General features: G+C 60.3%; 28 protein-coding genes. 15 read left to right on the top strand and 13 right to left on the bottom strand.

Annotation, left to right across the window (positions count from 1 at the left end; translation table 11 throughout):
• Nucleotides 1–34: 34 nt before the first annotated feature.
• The 4 genes from PseAD21_RS13455 to PseAD21_RS13440 form a co-directional block, all read right to left on the bottom strand.
• Nucleotides 35–937, bottom strand: coding sequence for an alpha/beta fold hydrolase (locus PseAD21_RS13455; protein WP_102356109.1), 903 nt, complete (start codon nt 935–937; stop codon nt 35–37).
• Entirely contained in the window at nt 937–1,719 is a 783-nt protein-coding gene (locus tag PseAD21_RS13450) for a class II aldolase/adducin family protein (RefSeq protein WP_102356108.1), read from the bottom strand. The genes PseAD21_RS13455 and PseAD21_RS13450 overlap by 1 nt, the downstream gene beginning before the upstream one ends.
• A 131-nt stretch (nt 1,720–1,850) precedes the next feature.
• Complete coding sequence (locus PseAD21_RS13445) at nt 1,851–2,537, bottom strand: LrgB family protein (protein WP_102356107.1); 687 nt, start codon at nt 2,535–2,537, stop codon at nt 1,851–1,853.
• The gene (locus PseAD21_RS13440) at nt 2,527–2,913 is read right to left on the bottom strand and encodes a CidA/LrgA family protein (protein WP_102356106.1); all 387 of its coding nucleotides are present in this window, start codon (nt 2,911–2,913) and stop codon (nt 2,527–2,529) included. Before PseAD21_RS13440 ends, PseAD21_RS13445 begins: the two co-directional genes overlap by 11 nt.
• Before the next feature lie 96 nt (nt 2,914–3,009).
• Between PseAD21_RS13440 and PseAD21_RS13435 the strand changes: the two genes are divergently transcribed.
• Nucleotides 3,010–3,897, top strand: coding sequence for a LysR family transcriptional regulator (locus PseAD21_RS13435; RefSeq protein ID WP_102356105.1), 888 nt, complete (start codon nt 3,010–3,012; stop codon nt 3,895–3,897).
• On the opposite strand, the gene PseAD21_RS13430 is transcribed toward PseAD21_RS13435, so the two are convergent.
• Complete coding sequence (locus PseAD21_RS13430) at nt 3,887–4,342, bottom strand: flavodoxin (protein WP_102356104.1); 456 nt, start codon at nt 4,340–4,342, stop codon at nt 3,887–3,889. The genes PseAD21_RS13435 and PseAD21_RS13430 overlap by 11 nt on opposite strands.
• A 153-nt stretch (nt 4,343–4,495) precedes the next feature.
• Here PseAD21_RS13430 and PseAD21_RS13425 point away from each other — a divergent pair, with 153 nt between their 5' ends.
• The gene (locus PseAD21_RS13425; protein ID WP_102356103.1) at nt 4,496–4,972 is read left to right on the top strand and encodes a PAS domain-containing protein; all 477 of its coding nucleotides are present in this window, start codon (nt 4,496–4,498) and stop codon (nt 4,970–4,972) included.
• A gap of 55 nt (nt 4,973–5,027) precedes the next feature.
• Nucleotides 5,028–5,633, top strand: coding sequence for a hypothetical protein (locus PseAD21_RS13420; RefSeq protein WP_102356102.1), 606 nt, complete (start codon nt 5,028–5,030; stop codon nt 5,631–5,633).
• Nucleotides 5,634–5,636: 3 nt separating this feature from the next.
• Here the strand turns inward: PseAD21_RS13420 and PseAD21_RS13415 are convergent, their stop codons facing one another.
• Nucleotides 5,637–6,596, bottom strand: a complete 960-nt coding sequence (locus tag PseAD21_RS13415) for a MerR family transcriptional regulator (protein WP_102356101.1) — start codon at nt 6,594–6,596, stop codon at nt 5,637–5,639.
• 212 nt (nt 6,597–6,808) lie between these two features.
• Between PseAD21_RS13415 and PseAD21_RS13410 the strand changes: the two genes are divergently transcribed.
• From PseAD21_RS13410 to PseAD21_RS13380, 6 genes are all read left to right on the top strand, one after another.
• Nucleotides 6,809–7,378, top strand: coding sequence for an antibiotic biosynthesis monooxygenase (locus PseAD21_RS13410; RefSeq protein WP_102356100.1), 570 nt, complete (start codon nt 6,809–6,811; stop codon nt 7,376–7,378).
• 175 nt (nt 7,379–7,553) lie between these two features.
• Nucleotides 7,554–8,264 (top strand): dihydromonapterin reductase, encoded by a 711-nt coding sequence (gene folM, locus PseAD21_RS13400; protein WP_102356099.1) that lies wholly within the window; start codon nt 7,554–7,556, stop codon nt 8,262–8,264.
• Nucleotides 8,265–8,285: 21 nt separating this feature from the next.
• Complete coding sequence (gene folE, locus PseAD21_RS13395) at nt 8,286–8,846, top strand: GTP cyclohydrolase I FolE (protein ID WP_102356098.1); 561 nt, start codon at nt 8,286–8,288, stop codon at nt 8,844–8,846.
• Nucleotides 8,847–9,218 (top strand): dihydroneopterin triphosphate 2'-epimerase, encoded by a 372-nt coding sequence (gene folX / locus PseAD21_RS13390; RefSeq protein ID WP_047597813.1) that lies wholly within the window; start codon nt 8,847–8,849, stop codon nt 9,216–9,218.
• A 100-nt stretch (nt 9,219–9,318) separates the two neighbouring features.
• Nucleotides 9,319–9,615 carry a DUF1244 domain-containing protein gene (locus tag PseAD21_RS13385; RefSeq protein WP_102356097.1) on the top strand — a complete coding sequence of 99 codons (297 nt, stop codon included), beginning with the start codon at nt 9,319–9,321 and terminating at the stop codon, nt 9,613–9,615.
• Nucleotides 9,608–9,946: a HopJ type III effector protein gene (locus PseAD21_RS13380; RefSeq protein ID WP_102356096.1), complete on the top strand. Its 339-nt coding sequence runs from the start codon at nt 9,608–9,610 to the stop codon at nt 9,944–9,946. Before PseAD21_RS13385 ends, PseAD21_RS13380 begins: the two co-directional genes overlap by 8 nt.
• A gap of 185 nt (nt 9,947–10,131) precedes the next feature.
• On the opposite strand, the gene trxB is transcribed toward PseAD21_RS13380, so the two are convergent.
• On the bottom strand, nt 10,132–11,094 hold the full coding sequence (gene trxB / locus PseAD21_RS13375) for a thioredoxin-disulfide reductase (protein WP_003221727.1): 963 nt from the start codon (nt 11,092–11,094) through the stop codon (nt 10,132–10,134).
• A 311-nt stretch (nt 11,095–11,405) separates the two neighbouring features.
• Between trxB and cysZ the strand changes: the two genes are divergently transcribed.
• Together cysZ and PseAD21_RS13360 are read left to right on the top strand one after the other, a co-directional pair.
• The gene (gene cysZ / locus PseAD21_RS13365; protein WP_102356095.1) at nt 11,406–12,158 is read left to right on the top strand and encodes a sulfate transporter CysZ; all 753 of its coding nucleotides are present in this window, start codon (nt 11,406–11,408) and stop codon (nt 12,156–12,158) included.
• A gap of 55 nt (nt 12,159–12,213) precedes the next feature.
• A complete protein-coding gene (locus PseAD21_RS13360) occupies nt 12,214–13,413 on the top strand; it encodes a glycosyltransferase family 1 protein (protein ID WP_102356094.1) in 1,200 nt (399 codons plus the stop codon).
• Nucleotides 13,414–13,521: 108 nt separating this feature from the next.
• Here the strand turns inward: PseAD21_RS13360 and PseAD21_RS13355 are convergent, their stop codons facing one another.
• The 3 genes from PseAD21_RS13355 to PseAD21_RS13345 form a co-directional block, all read right to left on the bottom strand.
• On the bottom strand, nt 13,522–14,625 hold the full coding sequence (locus PseAD21_RS13355; protein ID WP_102356093.1) for an NADH:flavin oxidoreductase: 1,104 nt from the start codon (nt 14,623–14,625) through the stop codon (nt 13,522–13,524).
• Between the two features lie 157 nt (nt 14,626–14,782).
• The gene (locus PseAD21_RS13350) at nt 14,783–15,265 is read right to left on the bottom strand and encodes a glutathione peroxidase (protein WP_102356092.1); all 483 of its coding nucleotides are present in this window, start codon (nt 15,263–15,265) and stop codon (nt 14,783–14,785) included.
• Between the two features lie 123 nt (nt 15,266–15,388).
• Nucleotides 15,389–15,874, bottom strand: a complete 486-nt coding sequence (locus PseAD21_RS13345) for a peptidylprolyl isomerase (RefSeq protein WP_025109439.1) — start codon at nt 15,872–15,874, stop codon at nt 15,389–15,391.
• On the opposite strand from PseAD21_RS13345, the gene PseAD21_RS13340 reads away from it, so the two are divergent.
• From PseAD21_RS13340 to PseAD21_RS13330, 3 genes are all read left to right on the top strand, one after another.
• Entirely contained in the window at nt 15,843–16,169 is a 327-nt protein-coding gene (locus PseAD21_RS13340) for a DUF3565 domain-containing protein (protein ID WP_102356130.1), read from the top strand. The genes PseAD21_RS13345 and PseAD21_RS13340 overlap by 32 nt on opposite strands.
• Before the next feature lie 61 nt (nt 16,170–16,230).
• A complete protein-coding gene (gene pta / locus PseAD21_RS13335) occupies nt 16,231–18,330 on the top strand; it encodes a phosphate acetyltransferase (protein ID WP_102356091.1) in 2,100 nt (699 codons plus the stop codon).
• Nucleotides 18,331–19,236, top strand: coding sequence for an acyltransferase (locus PseAD21_RS13330; protein ID WP_102356090.1), 906 nt, complete (start codon nt 18,331–18,333; stop codon nt 19,234–19,236).
• A 216-nt stretch (nt 19,237–19,452) separates the two neighbouring features.
• Here the strand turns inward: PseAD21_RS13330 and cysN are convergent, their stop codons facing one another.
• From cysN to PseAD21_RS13305, 3 genes are all read right to left on the bottom strand, one after another.
• Nucleotides 19,453–21,351 (bottom strand): sulfate adenylyltransferase subunit CysN, encoded by a 1,899-nt coding sequence (gene cysN, locus PseAD21_RS13320; RefSeq protein ID WP_102356088.1) that lies wholly within the window; start codon nt 21,349–21,351, stop codon nt 19,453–19,455.
• A 9-nt stretch (nt 21,352–21,360) separates the two neighbouring features.
• Nucleotides 21,361–22,278 (bottom strand): sulfate adenylyltransferase subunit CysD, encoded by a 918-nt coding sequence (gene cysD, locus PseAD21_RS13315; protein ID WP_008085033.1) that lies wholly within the window; start codon nt 22,276–22,278, stop codon nt 21,361–21,363.
• A gap of 243 nt (nt 22,279–22,521) precedes the next feature.
• Complete coding sequence (locus tag PseAD21_RS13305; protein ID WP_102356087.1) at nt 22,522–23,280, bottom strand: Nif3-like dinuclear metal center hexameric protein; 759 nt, start codon at nt 23,278–23,280, stop codon at nt 22,522–22,524.
• 103 nt (nt 23,281–23,383) lie between these two features.
• Here PseAD21_RS13305 and algW point away from each other — a divergent pair, with 103 nt between their 5' ends.
• On the top strand, nt 23,384–24,538 hold the full coding sequence (gene algW / locus PseAD21_RS13300; RefSeq protein ID WP_102356086.1) for a Do family serine endopeptidase AlgW: 1,155 nt from the start codon (nt 23,384–23,386) through the stop codon (nt 24,536–24,538).
• Nucleotides 24,539–24,658 lie beyond the last annotated feature (120 nt).

Below are 24,658 nucleotides of genomic sequence, written 5' to 3'. Positions count from 1 at the left end.
GATAGCTGCGTGGCGGGAGGAGCCCCCCGCTCCATCAGGAGCAGGCGACTTTGCGTGGCGGCAACTCCAGGCGCTCACGAAACGCCAGATAATGCTTGAGCACCTGCACCGGCGCCTCGATCTGTGGGTAGTGACCGATGCCCGGTAACAAGACGGTGTCGGCATCGTCAATCAACTCGCGATAACGCTTGACCATGTGCGCTCCAGAGATCGGATCGACTTCGCCATCGATCACCCGCAGCGGGATTTCATCGCGCTGCATGGCCGCGACCCAGCGGTCGCGCTGCACCCGACGTTCGGGGATGTAGCCAATCAGTTTGTGCATGATGCGCGGACCGCGATGGGTTTCGATCAAGCTCCAGAAATCATCCAGCTCGCTTTCGGTAGGGCCGGTCTGCGGGCCGAAGATCTGCCGGAAACTTTTCACCAGGCCATCACGGGTGAAGGCCCGCCCAATCATCCAGCCCAACGGGCTGAGCAGCAGCTTTTGCATCAGCACCGGGCGATGGGTTTCCGGGAACAGTCCGCCGTTGAGGAACACGCAACTGCCGACTTCGATCCGGTTTTCGTAATGCCGGGCGAGCAGTTCCTGAGCGACGCTGTCGCCGTAATCGTGGGCCAGAATATGCAGCGGTTGCTCGACCTGCAGATGAGCCAACAGTGCCTGTTGCAGGTCGGCCTGCTCCAGCAGGCTGTAGCTGTGATTCAACGGTTTGGCCGAATCACCGAAACCGAGCATGTCGCAGGCAATTACCCGATAACGCTGGGCCAGTGGCTGCCACAGGTAATGCCAGTCCCAACTGGCCGTCGGGAAACCGTGGATCAGCAGCAGTGGCTCGCCCTGCCCTGCCGTCCAGTAACGGATCGACTGGCCGCGAAAGACAAACGTCCGGCTGCGCTTGCGCCAGACACACAGAGGAATCTCGGCAAGAGGCATCAGAGTTTATATCCGGGGTCTTGTTTATCGAGTTTGCGCAGCAACGCCGGCCAGGCCAGCGTGCCGCCCATGCCTTGAGCGCTTTTGGTCACGCCGGCGATCATCGCTTTGGCGCCCGCCAGAATCTGCGGTTCGATGGCGATCAGTTCTGCACCGCCAGTCTGCGCCATGACCTGAATGTCGCAGGCGCGCTGGAAGGTGAACATCATCAGAAACGTGTCGGCGATGGTGCCGCCACAGGTCAGCAGCCCGTGGTTGTGCAGCATCAGGAAATTGTTCTCGCCCAGATCGGCCTGCAAGCGGGCCTTTTCCTCGTGATTCAGCGCCACGCCTTCATAGGCGTGACAGGCCAGGCTCGACAGCACGAACAGCGACTGCTGACTGATCGGCAGCACCCCCTGTTTTTGCGCCGACACCGCGACACCGGAGGCGGTGTGGGTGTGCAGCACACACACCACATCGTGCCGCACTTCGTGCACGGCGCTGTGGATGGTGTAACCGGCGGGATTGATTTCGTAGGGACTGTCCATGAGTTTGTTGCCGGCCTGATCGACTTTGACCAGGCTCGACGCGGTGATCTCATGGAACATCAACCCGAACGGATTGATCAGAAAATCTTCGGTGCCCGGGACCTTGGCGGAAATATGGGTGAAGATGAGGTCGTCCCAGCCATGCAACGCGACCAGACGATAACAGGCGGCGAGATCGATCCGGGTCTGCCACTCCGCAGCACTGACCTGGTCTTTGACATTAAGGGACGATTGGACGGGGGCTACGCTCACTGTATGCACCTCTGCGTTCTTGTTGTCTGGCACGTGTCAGCAGTCTAGTCAGCTCCCGGGACTCACGTAGTTGCATTGCCAGCCAGCTTGATGACTGAACGAGTCAGCAATGCACACAGCTTGGATCCATGTCAAAGCAGCGACGCCAATAAAGGTGCGGCGAACAGATTGAGCAGACCGGTCAGGACCATCACCAGCCCCGCCACCGAGCCTTCCTCACCGCCCACTTCATGGGCGCGACTGACGCCGGCACCGTGCGCGCCGACACCGAACAATGCTCCCCGCGCCAGGGCACTGCGCAACGGCAACCACTTGAGCAGCACGCCGCCGAGCATCGCACCAAAGACCCCGGTGAACATCACGAACACCGCGGTCAGTTCCGGCACGCCGCCCAGATCCTGCGCCAGCGGCATGGCGAACGGCGTGGTGATCGAACGCGGCACCAGCGACATCGTCACCGAACTGTCCAGCGCCAGCGCCCTGGCCAGGCCGAACGAGGTGGCGATCGACGCAGCGCTGCCAGCGAGCATGCCAAGCAGCAACGCGGACCAATGCTGCATCAGCAAACGCCGTTGCTGCCAGATCGGTACAGCGAAGGCGACCGTGACCGGGCCAAGCACCAGCATCAACCAATGAGTGTTGCGGGCGTATTCGGCATACGCGGTGTGCAGCGGCACGGCGAGAGCCAGCAGCAGCGCCGGTACCAGAATCAGCGGCGACAGCAGATAACGTCCGGTGCGCCGATAGATCCAGCGACTGAACAGGTACGCCAGCAAGGTGAAGGCGAGCCAGAACATGGGCATCAGTTCAAGCTTCATGGGAATGCCTCATCCGCACGGCCAACTCCACCGTGAACGCGGTCACCAGCATCACCATCAGGGTGCTGGCGGCGATCACCAGCAGGATCCGCCAGCCGTCATTGCGCAGCAGCGCGCCGTAATCGAGCAGGCTCATCAACGCCGGAATGAAGAACAGCAGCATCTCGGCCATCAACAGTCCAGCGCCCAATTGCAGTGCCGCCGGTTTGACCCAGCCGAAGGCGAATGCCAGCAGCAACAGGGCCATGCCGATCACCCCACCGGGAATCGGCCAGGCCAGCCACGCGGCGAGTTGGCAGCCGAGCAGGTAGAGGCCGAGCAACACGGCCAGTTCGGCCAGCAGACGGGAGAGATGCTTGAGGGGGGCGGGTTTCATGGTTTTTGCTCCTGACAGGGGCTTATTTTACGAAGCTGACTGCCATCCCTGAAGCGAATTGTTAGACTCGAAGACATTCCAATATGGAATCAGGCAATGGAATTCAAACAGCTGCGCAGTTTTGTCGAAGTCATGCATCAGGGCGGCTTTACCCAGGCGGCAAAAACCCTGCACATCAGCCAGTCGGCGGTCAGCAAGCAAGTCGCGCAACTCGAACAGAGCCTGGGCACACCGCTGCTTGAACGACTGGGTTCGCAATTGCGCCTGACCGCCGCCGGCAGCGTGGTACTGCAACGGGCCGAAGGCATGTTGCGTTTGCGCAATGAGTTGCTCAGGGAGCTGGATGACCTGAGTCATCTGGCACGCGGGGAGTTGCGTCTCGGCTTGCCGTTGCTGGACAGCGACGCGCTGTTCGCCGGGTTGTTTGCCGAGTATCGGCGGCGCTATCCGAACATCAGCATTCAGTTGCTTGAAGGCGGCAGTCGCAACGTTGAGCAGGCGGTGCTGAGTGGCGAACTGGAATTGGGCGGCAGCCTGTTGCCGAAAGACCCGCAGTTCGACTTTCAGCCGTTCTGCGATGAGAAACTCGATGCCTTGCTGCCGGTGGATCATCCGCTGGCGGCACGTGGCGAAATCGGCCTGGAAGAATTGGCCGAGACGCCGTTCCTGCTGTATCAGCGCAGCTTCGTGCTCAACGATCGGTTGCTCCAGGCCTGCCAGCAAATGGGCTTTACGCCAAAAGAAGGTGGGCGCAGCGGGCAGGCGGATTTTCTTGTGGCACTGGTGGCCGCCGGGCAAGGCGTGGTGCTGCTGCCCAGCGTGGTCGCCCGCGCACTGGAACGCCCGGGCGTGGTGCGCCTGACCTTGCGCGCGCCGGATTACTTGCGTTGGGACATCGCGTTCATCTGGCGTCAGGGCGCCTATCTGTCGAAAGCCGCTCAGGCGTGGCTGGCATTGTTGCGCGAACGCGCGATCAGCCCTTGAGGGTGGCGATCAGTTGCGCCAGCCATGGCTCGGCGTCGGTTTCCGGCGTCACGCTTTCGCTGGCGTCCAGTCGCAGCATCTCCTGCACCTCACGCACGCCCAGCTCAGCGAACAATTCGCGCAGCATCTCGCCGCCGCCACAGAAGGTATCGCCGTAACTGGCATCACCCAAACCGATCACCGCACCCGGCAGGCCGCGCCAGGCCATTGGCAACTGATCGCGAATGGCCGAGTACAACGGCTGCAGGTTGTCCGGCAGTTCGCCCATGCCGGTGGTCGACGTCACCGCGAGAAACGCTTCAGGGCCGAACGCCTGAATGTCCGCCAGGCTGGCGCGTGGGTTGTAGAGGGTTTCAAAACCGGCGTCTTTCAGCAGGTTCTGCGCGTGACGGGCGACTTCTTCGGCCGTGCCGTAAACCGAGCCGGAGAGGATGGCGACTTTCATCAATCTGATCCTGAAGCTGAAAAAAATGAGACGGGATAGTAGCAGCCCGACGCAAAAGCCGCGATCCGCGCTCAATTAGCGGTGATGGCCAGTAGACAGCGCCGTTGGAACTTCTAGAATGCCAGCCACCATCAACACTGAAAGGATTCACTGATGATCAACGCCAGTCTGCTGCAAATGGTGATCAACGCGTCGAACGACGGGATCGTGGTCGCAGAAAAGGAAGGGGAACAGGACAACATCCTGATTTACGTAAACCCGGCCTTTGAGCGCCTGACCGGTTACACCAGCGAAGAGATTCTCTATCAGGACTGCCGCTTTCTGCAGTCCGGAGACCGCGATCAGGCCAACCTGACGCTGATTCGCGACACCCTGCACAACGGTGGGTCTTGCCGGGAAATCCTGCGCAACTATCGCAAGGACGGCACGCCGTTCTGGAATGAACTGTCGCTTTCGACGGTGAAAAATGCCGACGACGGCCAGACTTATTTCGTCGGTGTGCAGAAAGACGTCACGGTCCAGGTCAAGGCCCAGCAACGCGTCGCGCAACTGGAAGCCCAGGTCGCCGCATTGCAAGCCGAACTCGCCGCTCTGAAAGCGACGAACGGCGCAAACAAAACTGCGAACTAAGTGTCAGTAACTACAATCACCAATGACTTTGTAACTATTTCTTTCGAGCCTGGCCATGCAACGTGACGCCCTCCTGACCCAGGATGAGCTGGATTTCATCCAGACCATGCAGCACAACCCGCAGCTCAATGTGCGGGATGCGACGTCGAGCCTGCTGGTCAATGGTGGTTCGCAGATCCGTGACCTGCTCACGCGCCTGGCCGCTCACGAACAGGTGACCATCCAGGCCAACTTCGAAAATCAGCAAATGACCTTCCCGCTGCATCTGGTGGAAGACGAATTCCACGCCTTGCACCTGCGCCTGGGCGTGCCGAGCATTTTTGAAGACGGGCCGATGATTCGCCCCTGGCGACTGACCCTTGAAGAGCCCGTGGCGCTGGAAAACGCCAAGGGCCAACCGGGCATGATGTGGGTGCATGAGGTTTCGCACAAAGGCGTGCTGCTGGAGATGCGCAACAAGACCAAGGCACCCAAGCATTTCGCCTTGTGGTTCAGCCCATCAGGTTATGAGCGGATTTCGCTGCGCGGCAATTTCGAGCGGGAGACCGAGCACGGTTTCTATGCCTACGAACTGAGCCAGACCGATGCCGATGAAACCGAGCGCCTGCGCCAGTTCATCCTGCAACAACACCGTTTGACCCACCCAGCCCTGCACACCTGAGTTTCAGGTATCGAGCTTGCCCGCGAGAAACTGCGTCATACGCTGCAGCATCGTCGCCCCTTCGTTGCCCAGGCAACCGATCGACGAGCCGGCCAGAGCGTCTTGCGCCAGATCTGCCGCATCCCCGGCCAACAGCAACTGACAATCGAGACTCAGCGCTAGCCGATTCAGGCGTCGCGGCAGCTCCGCCGTCGGTGCATGGTTGGAAAACAGCACCAGCGCCTGGGGTTTGATCTTTTCGCAGACCAGGGTCAATTCGTCGAATGGCTGCCCCGTCGTCAGCACACGCACACCGGTTTCTCCGCCACTGAGAAACAGCGCAGCCACCAACAACTCGAGTTCACGGCACTCCCCGGACAGCGCACTGACAATGATCCTGCGCGGCTGCGACTTGCGTAACACCATGATCCGCCCCAGCACCCGGGTACGCAGGAAGCCATCGAGAAACAGCCATTCGCTGGTTTGCCCGAACGCTTCACGATGCTGGAGCAGGCGTCGCCACAGCGGCATCAGGATGTCCTGGAACACCACCGGCAACGGGTACGAAGCAAAGATCTGCGAGTAGACACGATCCAGTTCCAGATCATCGAAAGCACTGACCACTCGCTGCAGCTGGTCCTGCCACTGTTGATAGTCCGCCGTCACCTGGTCATCGGAAATGATGTGCGATAGCGCTTTCAGTGGCTCGGTCTTGGCCAGAATCTTACTGACTTTGCTGACCGCCACCCCACGGTCAATCCACTCGACAACGCTGCGCACACGCTCAATATCGGTCATGGAATACAGTCGATGCCCGCTTTCGGTGCGTACCGGCTCAATCAAACCGTAGCGGCGCTCCCATGCTCGCAGCGTGACCGGATTCACTCCGGTCAGCCGTGACACTTCACGAATGGGGAACAGCTCTTCACGCTCGAGCGCGACAGTTGCCTGCGAGGAAGGATTAACGTCCGTGATAACAGCCATTGTGCAGGTGAGTCCACTCGGTGAGTTTGGATCCCATTCTACATCCTATGCCCTTTATCGGATCAACCCATGAACTGAGACGAAAGTCTCTGATACTGTCATCAAAATCGGGAATAATCCTTGCTTGTTGAAAAGCGCAGGCACCTACCCCCCGCCTGCGCATTGCGAAACTCCTACCCGGAGCGACGCACTCGGAAATACGGAGATACACAATGTCTACTTCCCCCGTCACGCTGATGGTTGCGCGTCGCGTCGCCGACGGCCGCTATCAGGACCTGATTGCCTGGCTGCGCGAAGGCGAACAACTGGCCACTGACTTTCCCGGTTACCTGGGTTCCGGCGTGCTCGCTCCGCCGCCCGGTGACAACGAATTCCAGATCATTTTCCGCTTCGTCAACGAGCAGACCCTGCACGCTTGGGAGCACTCGGCCTCACGTACCGCCTGGCTGTCGCGGGGCAGCGATCTGTTCGCACATCCCAAAGAGCATCGGGTCAGTGGCATCGAAGGCTGGTTCGGCGCGGCAGGCCAGCGACCACCGCGCTGGAAACAAGCCGTGGCGATCTGGCTGGCGTTCTTCCCGGTGTCGCTGCTGTTCAACTTTGTCCTCGGGCCCTTGCTCGCCGAGATGAGCCTGTTGCCAAGGATATTGGTCAGCACGGCGTGTCTGACGCCGCTGATGGTCTACTTCTTTATTCCACTGTCGACACGGTTGCTGGCCAATTGGCTGAACAGCACGCCGGCACGACCATTACCTGCGACGTCTTCTGCACAGAATCGATGATCTCTGTGTGGGAGCGAGCCTGCTCGCGAATACGGACTGACATTCAACATTGATGTCGACTGAGACACCGCTTTCGCGAGCAGGCTCGCTCCCACAGGTATTGGTAACGCCGACGATAGGTGCATGGCTCATGTCGCTGTTATAGTTTTTACTCCAACCGCGACGCGAGCCGTACATGACCAATTCCTCCGCCCCGATCCTCATCACCGGTGCCGGCCAGCGTGTCGGTTTGCACTGTGCGCGGCGTCTGCTCGAAGACGGCCATCACGTGATCTTCACTTACCGCAGCGAACGTCCGGGCGTGCAAGCCCTGCGTGATCTGGGCGCTGTCGGCGTGCTCGCGGACTTTTCCAGCGAAGCCGCCATTCTTGCCTTCATCGAAGAACTGAAAACCCATACCGACAGCCTGCGCGCCATTGTCCACAACGCCTCCGAATGGCTGGCGGAAACTCCGGACAACGAAGCCGACGCCTTTGTGCGCATGGTCAACGTGCACATGCTCGCGCCGTACCTGATCAATCTGCACTGCGCCGACCTGCTCAAGCGCTCGACGCTTGCGGACATCGTCCACATCAGCGACGACGTCACCCGCAAGGGCAGTAGCAAACACATCGGGTATTGCGCCAGCAAGGCCGGGCTCGACAGCCTGACCCTGTCGTTCGCCGCGCGTTATGCACCGGCGATCAAGGTCAACGGCATTGCGCCGGCCCTGCTATTGTTCAATCCCGACGACGACGCGGCGTACCGTGCCAGGGCCCTGGCCAAATCCGCGCTGGGCATCGAGCCCGGCAGCGAAGTGATCTACCAGAGCCTGCGCTATCTGCTCGACAACCCCTATGTCACCGGCACGACCCTGACCGTCAACGGCGGACGGCACGTCAAATAAGCTGCTGCGCGAGGATCTTCCATGAGCCGTTCCCTGCCCGAGAATTACCGCGAGATCCTCATCGGCCTCGGTGAAGACCCCGACCGCGAAGGTCTGCTCGATACGCCGGTGCGCGCGGCCAAAGCCATGCAATACCTGTGTCATGGCTACGAACAGAGCGTGGATGAGATCGTCAACGGCGCGCTGTTCGCCTCCGACAGCGACGAGATGATCATCGTCGCCGACATCGAGTTGTACTCGTTGTGCGAACATCACCTGCTGCCCTTCATCGGCAAGGCCCATGTGGCTTATATTCCAACGGGCAAGGTGCTGGGGTTGTCGAAGATCGCGCGGCTGGTCGACATGTTCGCCCGGCGCCTGCAGATTCAGGAAAACCTCACCCGGCAGATCGCCGATGCGGTGCAGCAAGTCACCGATGCCGCCGGCGTCGCGGTGGTCATCGAGGCCCGGCACATGTGCATGATGATGCGCGGTGTCGAGAAACAGAATTCGACCATGAACACCTCGGTCATGCTCGGCGCTTTCCGCGACTCGAGCAACACCCGCCAGGAGTTCCTGCAATTGATTGGACGGAGCAAGTAAATGTCACAACTTCAACCGGGAATGGCGCGCATCCGGGTCAAGGATCTGCGCTTGCGCACCTTTATCGGGATCAACGAGGACGAAATCCTCAACAAGCAGGACGTGCTGATCAACCTGACCATCCTGTACGCCGCGCAGGAAGCGGTGCGCGACAACGACATCGATCACGCGCTGAACTATCGCACCATCACCAAGGCGATCATCGCCCACGTCGAGGGCAATCGCTTTGCGCTGCTCGAACGTCTGACCCAGGAACTGCTGGATCTGGTGATGAGCAATACCGCCGTGCTGTACGCCGAAGTCGAAGTCGACAAGCCGCATGCACTGCGGTTTGCCGAGTCGGTGTCGATCACCCTGGCGGCAAGCCGCTGAGCTTCAAGCCTGGAGCTGCAAGCGGTAAGCTACAGGCACCCCACCCTCGAAATCTTGCAGCTCGCAGCTCGCCGCTCGAAGCTGTCTCGCAGAGACTTTTATGACTGAGCAACAACGCCTCGAACTCGAAGCCGCCGCCTTCCGCCGGCTGGTCGCCCATCTGGACAGCCGCAAGGACGTGCAGAACATCGACCTGATGAACCTTGCCGGGTTCTGCCGCAACTGCCTGTCCAAGTGGTACAAGGCCGCCGCTGATGACCGTCAGATCGAGGTCAGCCTCGACGACGCCCGTGAAGTGGTTTACGGCATGCCGTACGCCGAGTGGAAAGCCCAATACCAGCAAGAAGCCAGCACCGAACAACAGGCGGCGTTCGCCAAAGGAAAACCCAATGAGTGATTTGAACACCCTGCGCGCCAGCCTCAAGAGTGGTGAACACCTTTTCGCCGACACACTGGCCTTCATCGCTGCCGGTTACGACTACCAGCCTCAGGCCTTCAACAACGGCAGCGTGGAAAACGCCGCCGGGCAGAACGAAGGCTCGTGCAAGACTTTGGGTCTGGCGCTGCTGGAAGGCCTGAGCAATGAAGAAGCGCTTCTGGCATTCGGCGAGCATTACCGTTCGGTGGTGGCGACGCCTGAGGGCAGCGATCACGGCAATATCCGTGCGTTGATCAAACACGGTCTGACCGGCGTGAAATTCACCGCCCAGCCCCTGACCCGCCGCTAACGCCAGTTGCAAACCCAATCCCTGTGGGAGCGAGCCTGCTCGCGAATACGGACTGACATTCAACATTGATGTCGACTGAAACACCGCTTTCGCGAGCAGGCTCGCTCCCACATTGGATGTGTGGTGGCTGTGAATAACGGGCACAAAAAAACCGGCCACTGGCCGGTTTTTTTATGCCTGCGATCTTAGAACGAAGCGTTCTGCAGACCGTCCAGGTAACGCTCGGTGTCCAGTGCCGCCATGCAGCCGGCGCCGGCCGAGGTGATCGCCTGGCGGTAAACGTGGTCAGCCACGTCACCGGCGGCGAAGATGCCTTCGACGCTGGTGGCTGTGGCGTTGCCGTCACGGCCGCCCTGCACCACCAGGTAACCGTCTTTCAGGGTCAACTGGCCTTCGAACAGCGAGGTGTTCGGAGTGTGGCCGATGGCGATGAACACGCCGTCGACCTTGATTTCGTCGAAGCTGCCGTCGTTGTTCTTCAGGCGTGCACCGGTCACACCCATGTTGTCGCCCAAAACTTCGTCAAGGTTGGCGTTCAACTTGAGGATGATCTTGCCTTCGGCCACACGGGCGTTGAGCTTATCGATCAGGATCTTCTCGGCGCGGAAGGTTTCGCGGCGGTGGATCAGGGTCACGGTGCTGGCGATGTTGGCCAGGTACAGCGCTTCCTCAACAGCGGTGTTGCCGCCGCCCACCACAGCCACTGGCTTGTTGCGATAGAAGAAACCGTCGCAGGTCGCGCAAGCGGAAACGCCTTTGCCCATGAACGCTTCTTCCGACGGCAGACCCAGGTAGCGAGCGCTGGCACCGGTGGCGATGATCAGCGCGTCGCAGGTGTAGGTCGCGCTGTCGCCGGTCAGGGTGTATGGCTTGGCAGCGAAATCCACAGCGTTGATGTGATCGAAAACGATCTCGGTTTCAAAACGCTCGGCGTGCTCGCGCATCCGCTCCATCAGTGCCGGGCCGGTCAGGCCGTGCACGTCGCCTGGCCAGTTGTCGACTTCGGTGGTGGTGGTCAGTTGACCGCCAGCCTGCATGCCGGTGATCAGCAGTGGCTTGAGGTTGGCACGGGCGGCGTAGACCGCAGCGCTGTAACCGGCAGGGCCGGAACCGAGAATAATCACTCGCGAATGACGGACTTCAGACATGACCTGCTCCTGTTGACCGGGCCGAAAGACTGGCGCGGAACGCCGGACTGCCGGCGGGAATAAAAAAGGACTGTGGATAACCTTGGGGAAAGCATGAGCTCGACAGTCCTGTAAAAAGTTGGGTGCAGCGTATCGAGGGGGGCAAGATTAAGGAAATACGGTTTAACAATCCAGCTCATAGGTGGTCTCTATGCGCAGACACTGACGAGATGGACGTCTTTGTTACAGTGAATGTCGATCGCTCTGCCGCGCTTTCGCACGTGGTGCAAAGTCGGTAAGGTCGGCGCGTTTTCCCTTGCTCGGAGCACCTTATGCCCGCCCCTGTCCTGTCCGGCCCGCAATACCTGCGCGAAGGCCTCAAACTGGTCCTCAGCCCCGGCCTGCGCCTGTTCGTGTTGCTGCCTCTGGCGATCAACCTGGTGCTGTTCGTCGGATTGATCTATCTGGCCGGCCATCAGTTCAGCCTGTGGGTCGACAGCCTGATGCCGTCGCTGCCCGACTGGCTGAGCTTCCTCAGCTACATCCTCTGGCCCCTGTTCGTGGTGCTGGTGGCGCTGATGGTGTTTTTCACCTTCACCATGCTGGCCAACGTGATCGCCGCGCCGTTCAACGGCTTTCTCGCGGAAAAGGTCGAAGTGGTGGTGCGCGGCACCGACGATTTCCCGGCGTTCAGCTGGGGCGAGCTGATCGCGATGATCCCGCGCACCCTCGCCCGGGAGATGCGCAAGCTCGGCTACTTCCTGCCCCGGGCCACCGGCCTGTTCATCCTCTCGTTCATCCCGGTGGTGAACATCGTCGCCGCGCCGCTGTGGCTGCTGTTCGGCGTGTGGATGATGGCGATCCAGTACATCGACTACCCCGCGGATAACCACAAACTGGGCTGGAACGAGATGCTCGCCTGGCTGCGCCAGAAACGCTGGCAGAGCATGAGCTTTGGCGGCATCGTCTATCTGGTGCTGCTGATCCCGGTGGTCAACATCCTGATGATGCCAGCCGCTGTAGCGGGGGCGACGCTGTTCTGGGTGCGTGAACGCGGTGCGGAGAACCTTGTCACCCAGCGCTGAACCGGTCACGGACAGCCCGGTCACAAATCCATCATCCGAACGTCACAGGCACGACATGGCCTCAGCCGACACTGAGGTCATGACGACAGCTCTACATATCACCCTGATCAGCGAAACCTTCCCACCGGAAATCAACGGGGTGGCCAATACCCTTGGCCGCTTATGCGATGGATTGCGCGCGCGCGGGCATCAGGTGGAACTGGTACGGCCGCGTCAGGCCGGCGATCCGCAGCGCACCGAGGATGATGCGCTGTTGCTGTGCCGGGGCTGGCCGCTCCCCGGGTATCCGGGGCTGCAATGGGGCCAGTCGTCGATGCACAAGCTGTTGCGACGCTGGAAGCGTCATCGTCCGGACGTGCTGTACATCGCCACCGAAGGCCCACTCGGCTTGTCGGCCTTGCGTGCGGCACGGCGCCTGGGGATCTCGGTGGTCAGCGGCTTTCACACCAACTTCCAGCAGTACACCAACCAGTACGGGCTGGGCCTGCTGACGCGCTTGCTCACGCACTATCTGCGCTGGTTCCACAACCGCTCGGCGATGACCCTGGTACCGAGTGTCAGTCAACGTCTGGAACTGGAGCGCCGGCATTTCGACCGCCTCGCCTTGCTCTCCCGAGGCGTGGACAGCCAGTTATTTCACCCGGCCAAGCGGCTGAACGGATTGCGTGAGCAATGGGGCCTGAGCGAGCAGGACATTGCAGTGATTCACGTAGGACGTCTGGCCCCGGAGAAGAACCTGGGCCTGCTCAAGCGCTGCTTCGAAAAACTCCGCAGCACTTATCCACAGCGCAACCTGAAGCTGATTGTGGTCGGCGACGGACCGCAACGGCTTGCGCTGGAAAAGGACCTGCCGCAAGCGATTTTCTGCGGTTCACAGCGCGGCGAAGCGTTGGCGGCGCACTATGCCTCGGGGGATATTTTTCTGTTTCCGAGCATGACCGAAACCTTCGGCAATGTGGTGCTTGAGGCATTGGCTTCAGGTCTGGGTGTAGTGGCTTACGATCAGGCCGCAGCAGCGCAGCACATTCGCCATGGCTACAACGGCGTGTTGGCGATGCCCGGTGATGAAGAGGCGTTCTGCGATGCGGCGGCGTGGCTGCTGGAAGAGGATGAAACGTTGCGTTGCGTGCGCTTGAATGCGCGCCAGCATGCCAGTCGCCAGGGCTGGGCGGCGATCATCGAGCAGTTTGAAAAGCATTTGCGCGGGGCATGTGTCGGGGAGCAGGTTGTGCCGAATGCGCAGACATTGCCCTGAATCTTGCTGACTTTGAAACAGCTATCGCGAGCAGGCTCACTCCTACAACTGGAATGCATTCCCCTGCAGGAGTGAACCTGCTCGCGATAGCGTCAGTCAGTGCAACGCTTAAACCAGCGTCATCAACGCCTCACGGCTGAACGGCAGGATGTCCTGCTCACGCCCGTCACGCACTTTCAGCGCCCAGTCCGGGTCCACCAGCAGCGCACGGCCTACTGCCACCAGATCGAACTCGTCGTTGTTCAGTCGCTCCAGCAGTTTCTCCAGACTGGCCGGTTGTGCGACCTTGTCGGTGTTGACCATGAATTGCAGAAACTCGCCGTCCAGGCCGACGCTGCCGACGGTGATGGTCGGCTTGCCGGTCAGCTTGCGCGTCCAGCCGGCCAGGTTCAGCTCGGAACCGTCGAACTCAGGCTCCCAGAAGCGCCGCGTCGAACAGTGGAAAATATCCACACCGGCCTCGGCCAGTGGCTTGAGGAATTCACCCAACGCCTCCGGGGTTTGCACCAGACGCGCGGTGTAATCCTGCTGCTTCCACTGCGAGAAACGGAAGATGATCGGGAAGCCTTCACCGACCGCCGCGCGCACCGCTTGAATCAATTCGATGGCAAAACGCGAACGGTTGGCCAGGCTGCCGCCGTACTCGTCGGTGCGCTGGTTGCTGCCTTCCCAGAAGAACTGGTCGATCAGATAACCGTGGGCGCCATGGATTTCCACGCCATCCATGCCGATGCTTTGCGCATCCTTGGCCGCCTGGGCGAATGCAGCGATGACGTCCTGGATGTCCTGCCTGGTCATGCCGTGCACCACGACCTGACCGTCCTTGAGCTTTTCCGACGGACCGTAACCCGGCACGCTGGCGTCCGGCTCGGTGCCGATGCGGCGCACGCTGCCGACATGCCACAGTTGTGGAACAATCTTGCCGCCTTCGGCATGCACCGCGTCGACGACTTTTTTCCAGCCGGCTAACGGCGCTTCGCCAAAGAACTGCGGCACGTTCGGATAGCCGTTGGAGGCGACGTGGCCGACGGTGGTGCCTTCGGTGATGATCAGGCCGACGCCGGCGGCTGCGCGACGACGGTAGTACTCGATGACTTTTGAGTTCGGTACGCCACCCGGGGAAAACGAGCGGGTCATCGGCGCCATGACCACACGGGTCGGCAGTTCGAGGGCACCGAGATGGAACGGTTTGAACAAGGCTTGAACGGACATCGGGAAGCTCCACGAAAACGTTATCGACAGGCATGAACCTATATGACGGCGATAATATGCAGGACTGCACCCGGGCGATAGCACTATTGATCAGAATGATTAAGGCTCAAAAGGCAGGCGAAAAAAATCGCAGCCCGAGGGCTGCGATTCTGGTGTTTCAGCTCAGCGCTTTTTCAATCGCATGAACGATGGTCGGATCATCCGGTGCCGTGCGCGGCGAGAACCGCGCCAACACCCGGCCGTCCTTGCCGAGCAGGAACTTCTCGAAATTCCAGGTGATGTCACCGGGAAACTCCGCGCCCTCGCCCGCCAGCAGACGATAGAGCTGATGGCGCTCGTGACCGTTGACTTCGAGCTTGCTCGACAACGGAAATGTCACACCGTAGTTGAGGCTGCAGAACGCTTGAATTTCCTGTTCGGAGCCTGGTTCCTGACCGGCAAACTGGTTGCACGGCAGGCCCAACACACTGAAACCTTTGCCTTTGAACTGCTGATAGAGGTTTTCCAGCGCCGCGTACTGTGGGGTCAAGCCGCATTTGGAGGCGACGTTGACCACCAGCACGACTTGGCCCTTGAAAGGCGCCAGCGGTAGCTCCTGACCATCCAGGGCTGTCAACTTAAGGTCGTGAAAAGCACTCATGACGTACTCCAGGATTCCCGTGTTCTACTCGAAACAGCCACTTGGCGAGACCACCAAGGACAGCCGCGGACTAAAAAGGCGCCCGCAGGCGCCTCTCCAGTACTCGAAGCTTAGCGCAGAAAATCAGTGGTGATGGCCACCTTCGCCATGGACGTGACCATGAGCGATTTCTTCCTGGCTGGCATCACGGATATCAACGACCTTCACTTTGAAGTTCAGGCGCTGACCGGCCAGTGGGTGGTTGCCGTCGACGGTAACGTCGTCGCCGTCCAGATCACGAATGGTCACGATCTGCATCTGGCCGTCCGGCGCCGAAGCGTGGAACTGCATGCCGACTTCCAGCTCGTCAACGCCTTCGAACATGCTGCGGCTCAGGGTGCTGACCAGTTCGGCAGCGTATTCGCCGTAAGCGTCTTCCGGTTCAACGGAGACTTCCAGTTCATCACCAACAGCTTTGCCTTCCAGGGCTTTTTCCAGGCCCGGGATGATGTTGCCTGCGCCTTGCAGGTAGACCAGCGGAGCGCCGCCGGCGGAGCTGTCGATGACCTCACCAGCGTCGTTGGTCAGGGTATAGTCGATGGAGACAGCCTTATTGGCGGCGATCAGCATGGGGCGAGACCTTTTGCATAAGAATATAGAAAGGCCAAGTTTAGCGAAGCAATCGCGCGAAAGCGAACACAACCCGGACAAACGGGATTCGACCATCGAAGGCTTCCATCAGGACGAGGACGGACACTGGGTGGCCGAACTTTCCTGTGGCCACACCCAGCACCTGCGCCACCAGCCGCCATGGCAATCACGCGCCTGGGTCCTTGACCCGGCGCAACGTATTGAAAAAATAGGCCAACCCTTTGCCTGCGGTTGGTGCGCACAAGGCTCGGTTAGCGATAACCTTGGCGACTGAATTTCGGTAGATGGCCAGCCATAGGGCCCTCACCATTGCCATGCACCCTTAGAGAATCCGCATGCAAACTTTTTTTATCGCACCCACCGATTTTGGCGTGGGTCTGACCTCCATCAGCCTCGGGCTGGTGCGTACCCTGGAGCGAGCCGGACTGAAAGTCGGCTTCTTCAAACCGATTGCCCAGCCACATCCGGGCGACACCGGCCCTGAACGCTCCACCGAACTGGTGGCACGCACTCACGGCCTGAAACCGCCACAGCCGCTGGGCCTGGCGCATGTCGAGCGGATGCTCGGCGACGGCCAGCTCGATGAATTGCTCGAAGAAATCATCGCTCTTTATCAGGAAGCCGCCATCGGCAAAGACGTGCTGGTGGTCGAAGGCATGGTGCCGACCCGCAGCGCCAGTTATGCCGCGCGGGTCAATCTGCACTTGGCCAAGAGCCTGGATGCCGAGGTGATTCTGGTCTCGGCGCCGGAAAACGAAGTGCTCGCCGAGCTTTCTGGCCGCGTGGAATTGCAGGCGCAATTGTTCGGTGGCCCGAAAGATCCGAAAGTCCTCGGCGTGATCCTCAACAAGGTCAAGACCGACGAGAGCATGGACGCCTTCGCCGCGCGCCTGAAAGAACATTCACCATTGTTGCGCAGCGGTGATTTCCGCCTGCTCGGCTGCATTCCGTTCCAGCCGGAACTCAACGCACCGCGCACCCGTGACGTCGCCGACCTGATGGGCGCGCAGGTGCTCAACGCCGGTGACTATGAAACCCGGCGCATGACCAAAATCATTATCTGCGCGCGGACCATGCGCAACACCGTGGAGCTGCTCAAGCCCGGCGTGCTGGTGGTGACCCCGGGCGACCGCGACGACATCATCCTCGCGGTCAGCCTTGCGGCGCTCAACGGCGTACCGCTCGCCGGTCTGTTGCTGACCAGCGACACCCTGCCCGATCCGCGCATCATGGACTTGTGCCGTGGCGCGTTGCAGGCCGGTTTGCCAGTGTTGTCGGTGAGCACCGGCTCCTACGACACCGCCAACCTGCTTAACGGCCTGAACAAGGAAATACCCATCGATGACCGCGAGCGCGCGGAGATCATTACCGATTTTGTCGCCAGCCATCTCGACGCCAAGTGGCTGCACCAGCGCTGCGGCACACCGCGAGAAATGCGCCTGTCGCCCGCCGTCTTCCGCTATCAACTGATCCAACGCGCGCAGTCGGCGAACAAGCGTATCGTCCTGCCCGAAGGCAGCGAGCCGCTTACCGTACAAGCGGCAGCGATCTGCCAGGAACGCGGGATCGCCCGTTGCGTGTTGCTGGCCAAACCCGAGGACGTCGAGGCCGTGGCCCGCGCTCAGGGCATCGAATTGCCGCCGGGGCTGGAGATTCTCGATCCGGACCTGATCCGCGAACGCTATATCGAACCGATGGTGGCCCTGCGCAAGAGCAAAAGCCTCAACGCGCCGATGGCCGAGCAGCAACTGGAAGACACCGTGGTGATCGGCACCATGATGCTCGCCCTCGACGAGGTCGACGGGCTGGTCTCCGGTGTGATCAACACCACTGCCAACACCATCCGCCCGGCCTTGCAACTGATCAAGACCGCGCCGGGCTGCACGCTGGTGTCGTCGGTGTTCTTCATGCTGTTCCCCGAAGAAGTGCTGGTCTACGGTGACTGCGTGATGAACCCACACCCAAGTGCCACGGAACTGGCCGAGATCGCCCTGCAAAGCGCCGACTCGGCAGCGGCCTTCGGCATCACCCCGCGCGTGGCGATGATCAGCTATTCCAGTGGCGAATCCGCCACTGGCGAAGAAGTCGAGAAAGTCCGCGAAGCCACCCTGCTCGCCCACGAGCAACAGCATTCGCTGCTGATCGACGGCCCGCTGCAATACGATGCCGCTGCCAACTCAGAAGTCGCCCGGCAACTGGCGCCGAACAGCCAGGTAGCCGGTCGTGCCACGGTATTCGTGTTCCCCGACCTGAACACCGGCAACACCACCCACAAAGCCGTGCAACGCAGCGCCGACTGCGTCAGCCTCGGTCCGATGCTGCAAGGCCTGCGCAAACCGGTGAACGATTTGCCGCGCGGCGCGCAGGTCGACGACATCGTCTACACCATCGCCCTGACGGCGATTCAAGCCGCCAACCGACCTATGGATGTGTAAATGCTGGACTTTCTCCCTGCACCCGTGCGCGGCGTGATCGCCTCGCTGTTGTTGGCGCTCAATACGATTCTGCTGTGCTCGTTCCTGTTCTGTGTGGCGCTGATCAAAGTGCTGCCGTTCGACCTCGCCCGACGCGCCTCACTGTGGCTGATGCGCCACACTCACGAGGCATGGATCAGCAACAACAAGGGCTGGATGAACCTGGTGCGCCGCACGCGCTGGCACATCAGCGGCCTGCAAGGCCTGGACTACCAACACTCGTACCTGATCACCAGCAATCACCAGAGCTGGGTCGACATTCTGGTGCTGCAATACGTGCTCAACCGACGGATTCAGCCGCTGAAATTCTTCCTCAAGCAGGAGCTGATCTGGGTTCCGGTGATCGGTCTGGCATGGTGGGCGCTGGGTTTTCCGTTCATGAAGCGCTACTCCAAGGCCTATCTGGAAAAGCACCCGGAGAAGAAAGGCAAAGACCTGGAAACCACCCGCAAGACCTGCGCGAAGTTTCGCGACAACCCGGTGGGGATTTTCAACTTCGTCGAGGGCACGCGCTTTACTGAAGGCAAGCATGCACAGCAGCAATCGCCATTCAAATACCTGCTCAAGCCCAAGGCCGGTGGGATTGCCTTTGTACTGGACGCGATGGGCGAACAACTGGAGTCGATCGTCAACGTGACCATCCACTATCCAGGCGGGCGTCCGGGCTTCTGGGACCTGTTGTGCGGCAATGTGCGCGACGTGGTGGTGCACTTTGAAGAACTGAACATTCCGCAGCAATTCATCGGCAAGAACTACGATCAGGACGGCGAATACCGCCTGCAGTTTCAGGGCTGGATCAATCAGCTGTGGCAGGACAAGGATGCGCACCTGGAACAGATGCACCGCGAATACCCGGAGCGCCGCTGACTCGGGATGATCTGTGCTGAACACCATTGTGTATTCAATAGAGCCCCCATGTGGGAGCGGGCTTGCTCGCGAAAACGGTGGATCAGCCGGCAACGATGCTGAATGACACACCGCCTTCGCGGGCAAGCCCGCTCCCACAGTTTTGACCGAGTTGGCCCGAAACAAAAAGCCCGCCGATGATTGCTCATCGGCGGGCTTTTTGTTTTCAGCTAACGCTTAGATCGCGCCACGCTTGCGCAGCAGATCCAGCACTTGCTTGACGCTTTCTTCCAGCGACAGCGACTGGGTGTCGATCACCAGATCGGCGTTCAGCGGCACGTCATACGGGAAGGATTCGCCCGGAATGTTATCGCCACCGGCAGCATACAGCCCTTGCGGATCACGCTCGGCACACACGGCCGGCGAGGCCTGTACATAGACGGTCAGCAGACGCTCCTTGCCGATCAGGTCCTTGGCCTGTTCACGACCTTCAGCGCTTGGCGCGACGAACGCCGCCAGGGTCAGCAGACCGGCTTCGTTGAACTGACGCGCCACGTGCGCGGCACGACGCCAATTCTCGGTGCGACCGGCACGATCCTGTGGCAGACCTTTGTTGAGGTCGTGACGCAGGTTCTGCCCATCGAGCACGAACACCGCACGGCCCATGTCGAACAGCTTGCGCTCGACGGCGTAGGCCTGCGTGCTCTTGCCCGCGCCCGACAGGCCGCTGAACAGCACGGTCGCCGGTTGCTGGCCAAAGCGCTGGGCACGTTCTTCAGTGGCAACGTGCGCCAGTTTGCCGTGATGCGTGGCGGTGCCATGCGTCACTGGCTGCGCGACGATCATGCCGGCGCCGACAGTGCCGTTGGTCAAACGGTCGATGATGATGAACGCGCCAGTGGTGCGGTTGCTCTCGTAACCGTCGAGGGCAATCGGCGCGTCAAGCGCGATCTTCACCTTGCCGATTTCGTTGAGCTGCAGTGCGCTCGCCGGGCCCTCTTCAAGGGTGTTCACGTCGACCTTGTTGACGATGCTGACGATCGAGCCCGGCACGTAACTGGTGGCGCGTTTGATGTCGTATTTCTTGCCCGGCAGCATCGGCTCTTCAGCCATCCACACCAGCATCGCTTCGAAGCTGTCGGTGACCGGCGGCACGTTGTCGGCATGCACCAGCAGGTCGCCACGGGAGATGTCGATTTCGTCTTCCATGGTCAGCGTCACCGCTTGACCAGGACCTGCATGCTCCAGCTCACCTTCAAAAGTGACGATGGATTTTACCCGGCTGCTCTTGCCCGACGGCAGAACGACCACTTCATCGCCCTTCTTGACGATGCCGCTGGCGAGGGTGCCGGCGAAACCACGGAAGTTCAGGTTCGGACGGTTGACGTACTGCACCGGGAAACGCAGATCGGTGAAGTTGCGACCCCCCGCCACTTCTACGGTCTCGAGGATTTCCATCAGCGACTGGCCTTTGTACCAAGGCGAGCGCTCGGACTTGTTCACCACGTTGTCGCCCTTGAGGGCGGACATCGGCACGAAGTGCATGCTGGTCGGCTTCATCTTCAAGCCTTCGGCGAACTTCAGGTAGTCGGCCTTGATCGACTCGAACACGCCTTCGTCGAAGTCCTTCAAGTCCATCTTGTTGATGGCGACGACGATGTGCTTGATCCCCAACAAGGACGCGATGAAGCTGTGGCGGCGGGTCTGGGTCTGCACGCCGTAACGGGCGTCGACCAGGATGATCGCCAGGTCACAGGTGGACGCACCGGTGGCCATGTTGCGGGTGTACTGCTCATGGCCCGGGGTGTCGGCGATGATGAATTTGCGCTTGGCGGTGGAGAAATAGCGGTAGGCGACATCGATGGTGATGCCCTGCTCACGCTCGGCCTGCAGGCCGTCGACCAACAACGCCAGGTCGATGTCGTCACCGGTGGTGCCGACTTTCTTCGAATCACGGGTGATGGCTTCCAGATGGTCTTCGTAGATCATCTTCGAGTCGTGCAGCAGGCGCCCGATCAGGGTGCTCTTGCCGTCATCGACGTTACCGCAGGTCAAAAAGCGCAGCAGCTCTTTACGTTCGTGCTGGCCCAGATAGGCGAGGATGTCCTCGCTGATCAAATCAGATTGGTGCGACATGACAACCCCTTAGAAATAACCCTGACGTTTCTTGTCTTCCATCGAGCCTGCGCCATCGTGGTCGATGACCCGGCCCTGGCGCTCGGAAGTTCGCGTCAGGAGCATTTCCTGAATGATGTCCGTCAGCGTCTCGGCTTCGGACTCCACCGCGCCCGTCAACGGGTAGCAGCCAAGGGTACGGAAACGCACTTTCTTTTTGACGATGCGCGCTTTGTCTTCGTCAGACAGATGCTCGAGGATGCGCTCGTCGTCAATCATGATCAGCGTGCCGTTTTTCTCGATCACTTCACGCTCGGCGGCGAAGTACAGCGGCACAATCGGGATGCCTTCGAGGTAGATGTACTGCCAGATATCCAGTTCGGTCCAGTTCGACAACGGGAACACACGAATGGATTCGCCCTTGTTGACCTTGCCGTTGTAGACGTTCCACAGCTCCGGACGCTGGTTCTTCGGGTCCCAGCGGTGCTTGCTGTCGCGGAACGAGTACACGCGTTCTTTCGCGCGGGATTTCTCTTCATCGCGACGGGCGCCGCCGAAAGCTGCGTCGAAACCATGCTTGTCGAGTGCCTGTTTCAGGCCTTCGGTTTTCATGATGTCGGTGTGCTTGGCGCTGCCGTGGGTGAACGGGTTGATGTTCTGTGCCACGCCATCGGGGTTGATGTGGGTGATCAGGTCCAGGCCCAGTTCCTCGACCATCTTGTCGCGGAACTTGTACATCTCCTGGAATTTCCAGCGGGTGTCGACGTGCATCACCGGAAACGGCAGTTTGCCCGGGAAGAACGCCTTGCGTGCCAGGTGCAGCATCACGGCGGAGTCTTTACCGATGGAGTACAGCATCACCGGGTTGTCGAACTCGGCGGCCACCTCGCGGATGATGTGGATGCTTTCCGCCTCCAGCTGTTTCAGATGCGTCAGTTTGTCGACCATGGCTACTCACGAAAGCTTTCTTATGAACGGCCAGCGGGCCGTGTTCGAGCGGGGAATCCTAGCACAGCGCCCTGCTTCTAATCAGGGCGCCAGCTAGAACGAAAGGGCATATGAATATGCCCACCAGTTCGGCCGTGAAGCGCCTTTCCTTTGGGAGCGGGATTGCTCGCGAAAGCGCAGGATCAGTCGAAATCATTGTTGAATGACACACCGCTTTCGGGAGCAAGCCCCCTCCCACATTAGTCAGATCGGATTCGGGCAATCGATGAAGATGTGTTCGAGGGCGAAACGCTTTGCCAGATAGTCGCCCAGCGCCTGCACACCATAGCGCTCGGTGGCGTGGTGGCCGGCGGCGATGAAGCTGATATCGTTTTCCCGGGCGCTGTGGAAAGTCTGCTCGGAGGCCTCACCGCTGAGGAACAGATCGACCCCCGCCGCCACACCCTGATCGATATAACCTTGACCGCCACCGGTGCACCAGCCGACCCGACGAATCATCGCGCTGCCTTCGACCAGCAGCGGCTCGCGGCCCATGACGTCTTTCACCTTGCGGGCGAAATCACCCGCGGTCATTGGCTCACTCAACGAACCAACCAGCCCGACAATCTTGAGGTTGTCCGGATCCAGCGGCCCTTCGACGGTAATGTCCAACTGACGCGCCAACTGCACGTTGTTGCCGACCTCCGGATGCAGGTCCAGCGGCAAGTGATAGGCGAGCAGACTGATGTCGTGCTTGAGCAACGTCTTCAAGCGGCGCTGCTTCATGCCGGTGATGCACGGGTTCTCGCCCTTCCAGAAATAGCCGTGATGCACCAGCACCAGATCGGCTTCGGCTTCCACCGCAGCATCGAGCAAGGCCTGACTGGCGGTGACGCCACTGACGATGCGCATCACTTGCGGACGGCCTTCGACCTGCAGCCCATTGGGGCAGTAATCGGCGATTCTGGCACTGCCAAGGTAACGGTCGGCTTCTTCGACGAGGGTGCTGAGGGCGACGGCCATGAAAGACTCCTAAATATCCCGTTCAGAGGCGCGCGCGGCCTCGTATAATGCGCGACATTATGGGCGGTCTGACCCCGCCTGCAACTTTTCCAGGACGTGCTTAATGCTCAAGGCGCTGCGTTTTTTCGGCTGGCCGCTGTTGGCCGGTGTGCTTATCGCTCTGTTGATTATTCAGCGTTACCCGCAGTGGGTCGGGCTTCCAAGCCTCGACGTCAATCTGCAACAGGCTCCGCAAACCACCAGCGTGCAACAGGGGCCAGTGTCCTATGCCGATGCGGTCACCATCGCCGCGCCATCGGTGGTCAACCTCTACACCACCAAGGTCATCAATAAACCGGCGCACCCGCTGTTTGAAGACCCGCAGTTCCGCCGCTTCTTCGGTGACAACTCGCCGAAGCAGAAACGCATGGAATCGAGCCTCGGTTCCGGCGTGATCATGAGCCCGGAAGGCTACATCCTGACCAACAACCACGTGACGACCGGCGCCGATCAGATCGTTGTCGCCCTCAAGGACGGTCGCGAAACCCTCGCCCGGGTGATCGGCAGTGACCCGGAAACTGACCTCGCGGTCCTGAAGATCGACCTCAAAAGCCTCCCTGCGATCACCGTCGGCCGCTCCGACAACATTCGCATCGGCGACGTCGCACTGGCCATCGGCAACCCGTTCGGCGTCGGCCAGACCGTGACCATGGGCATCATCAGCGCCACCGGGCGTAACCAGTTAGGCCTGAACAACTACGAAGATTTCATCCAGACCGACGCGGCGATCAACCCGGGCAACTCCGGCGGCGCGCTGGTCGATGCCAACGGCAACCTCACCGGCATCAACACCGCGATTTTCTCCAAGTCCGGCGGCTCGCAGGGCATCGGTTTCGCGATCCCGGTGAAACTGGCGATGGAAGTGATGAAGTCGATCATCGAGCACGGTCAGGTGATTCGTGGCTGGCTCGGCATTGAAGTACAACCGCTGACCCAGGAACTGGCCGAATCGTTTGGCTTGTCCGGGCGTCCGGGGATTGTCGTGGCGGGGATCTTCCGCGATGGTCCGGCGCAGAAGGCCGGGCTGCAGTTGGGTGACGTGATTCTGAGTATCGACGGTGAACCGGCGGGCGATGGTCGGCGTTCGATGAACCAGGTGGCGCGGATCAAACCGACCGACAAGGTGACCATTCAGGTGATGCGCAACGGTAAAGAACTGAAGCTGACCGCTGAAATTGGTCTGCGTCCGCCTCCGGCGCCGGTGAAAGAAGAAGAGTAAGCCGCCAGTAAAAACCAATGTGGGAGCGAGCCTGCTCGCGAAGGGGGCTAAACATTCAGCATTGATGTTGAATGAAAAACCGCTTTCGCGAGCAGGCTCGCTCCCACAGGTTCAGTGCTG

It is taken from the genome of Pseudomonas sp. AD21 (genome assembly GCF_002878485.1).
In the GTDB taxonomy this organism is placed as follows: Bacteria; Pseudomonadota; Gammaproteobacteria; order Pseudomonadales; family Pseudomonadaceae; genus Aquipseudomonas.
Note: the sequence above shows the minus strand (reverse complement) of the source record. Positions and strands in the feature narration are given on the sequence as shown.

Excerpts from the sequence above, each read along its gene's own strand:
- PseAD21_RS13380 (WP_102356096.1), top strand. The coding sequence starts at position 9,608 with ATGAGTGATTTGAACACCCTGCGCGCCAGCCTCAAGAGTGGTGAACAC.
- folM (WP_102356099.1), top strand. The coding sequence starts at position 7,554 with ATGACCAATTCCTCCGCCCCGATCCTCATCACCGGTGCCGGCCAGCGT.
- PseAD21_RS13360 (WP_102356094.1), top strand. The coding sequence starts at position 12,214 with ATGGCCTCAGCCGACACTGAGGTCATGACGACAGCTCTACATATCACC.
- PseAD21_RS13305 (WP_102356087.1), bottom strand. The coding sequence starts at position 23,280 with ATGGCCGTCGCCCTCAGCACCCTCGTCGAAGAAGCCGACCGTTACCTT.
- PseAD21_RS13420 (WP_102356102.1), top strand. The coding sequence starts at position 5,028 with ATGCAACGTGACGCCCTCCTGACCCAGGATGAGCTGGATTTCATCCAG.
- cysN (WP_102356088.1), bottom strand. The coding sequence starts at position 21,351 with ATGTCGCACCAATCTGATTTGATCAGCGAGGACATCCTCGCCTATCTG.
- PseAD21_RS13330 (WP_102356090.1), top strand. The coding sequence starts at position 18,331 with ATGCTGGACTTTCTCCCTGCACCCGTGCGCGGCGTGATCGCCTCGCTG.
- PseAD21_RS13425 (WP_102356103.1), top strand. The coding sequence starts at position 4,496 with ATGATCAACGCCAGTCTGCTGCAAATGGTGATCAACGCGTCGAACGAC.
- PseAD21_RS13415 (WP_102356101.1), bottom strand. The coding sequence starts at position 6,596 with ATGGCTGTTATCACGGACGTTAATCCTTCCTCGCAGGCAACTGTCGCG.
- folX (WP_047597813.1), top strand. The coding sequence starts at position 8,847 with ATGTCACAACTTCAACCGGGAATGGCGCGCATCCGGGTCAAGGATCTG.
- cysD (WP_008085033.1), bottom strand. The coding sequence starts at position 22,278 with ATGGTCGACAAACTGACGCATCTGAAACAGCTGGAGGCGGAAAGCATC.
- PseAD21_RS13385 (WP_102356097.1), top strand. The coding sequence starts at position 9,319 with ATGACTGAGCAACAACGCCTCGAACTCGAAGCCGCCGCCTTCCGCCGG.
- PseAD21_RS13345 (WP_025109439.1), bottom strand. The coding sequence starts at position 15,874 with ATGCTGATCGCCGCCAATAAGGCTGTCTCCATCGACTATACCCTGACC.
- PseAD21_RS13350 (WP_102356092.1), bottom strand. The coding sequence starts at position 15,265 with ATGAGTGCTTTTCACGACCTTAAGTTGACAGCCCTGGATGGTCAGGAG.
- trxB (WP_003221727.1), bottom strand. The coding sequence starts at position 11,094 with ATGTCTGAAGTCCGTCATTCGCGAGTGATTATTCTCGGTTCCGGCCCT.
- PseAD21_RS13440 (WP_102356106.1), bottom strand. The coding sequence starts at position 2,913 with ATGAAACCCGCCCCCCTCAAGCATCTCTCCCGTCTGCTGGCCGAACTG.
- folE (WP_102356098.1), top strand. The coding sequence starts at position 8,286 with ATGAGCCGTTCCCTGCCCGAGAATTACCGCGAGATCCTCATCGGCCTC.
- algW (WP_102356086.1), top strand. The coding sequence starts at position 23,384 with ATGCTCAAGGCGCTGCGTTTTTTCGGCTGGCCGCTGTTGGCCGGTGTG.
- pta (WP_102356091.1), top strand. The coding sequence starts at position 16,231 with ATGCAAACTTTTTTTATCGCACCCACCGATTTTGGCGTGGGTCTGACC.
- PseAD21_RS13435 (WP_102356105.1), top strand. The coding sequence starts at position 3,010 with ATGGAATTCAAACAGCTGCGCAGTTTTGTCGAAGTCATGCATCAGGGC.
- PseAD21_RS13430 (WP_102356104.1), bottom strand. The coding sequence starts at position 4,342 with ATGAAAGTCGCCATCCTCTCCGGCTCGGTTTACGGCACGGCCGAAGAA.
- PseAD21_RS13410 (WP_102356100.1), top strand. The coding sequence starts at position 6,809 with ATGTCTACTTCCCCCGTCACGCTGATGGTTGCGCGTCGCGTCGCCGAC.
- PseAD21_RS13340 (WP_102356130.1), top strand. The coding sequence starts at position 15,843 with ATGGAGACAGCCTTATTGGCGGCGATCAGCATGGGGCGAGACCTTTTG.
- cysZ (WP_102356095.1), top strand. The coding sequence starts at position 11,406 with ATGCCCGCCCCTGTCCTGTCCGGCCCGCAATACCTGCGCGAAGGCCTC.
- PseAD21_RS13445 (WP_102356107.1), bottom strand. The coding sequence starts at position 2,537 with ATGAAGCTTGAACTGATGCCCATGTTCTGGCTCGCCTTCACCTTGCTG.
- PseAD21_RS13355 (WP_102356093.1), bottom strand. The coding sequence starts at position 14,625 with ATGTCCGTTCAAGCCTTGTTCAAACCGTTCCATCTCGGTGCCCTCGAA.
- PseAD21_RS13455 (WP_102356109.1), bottom strand. The coding sequence starts at position 937 with ATGCCTCTTGCCGAGATTCCTCTGTGTGTCTGGCGCAAGCGCAGCCGG.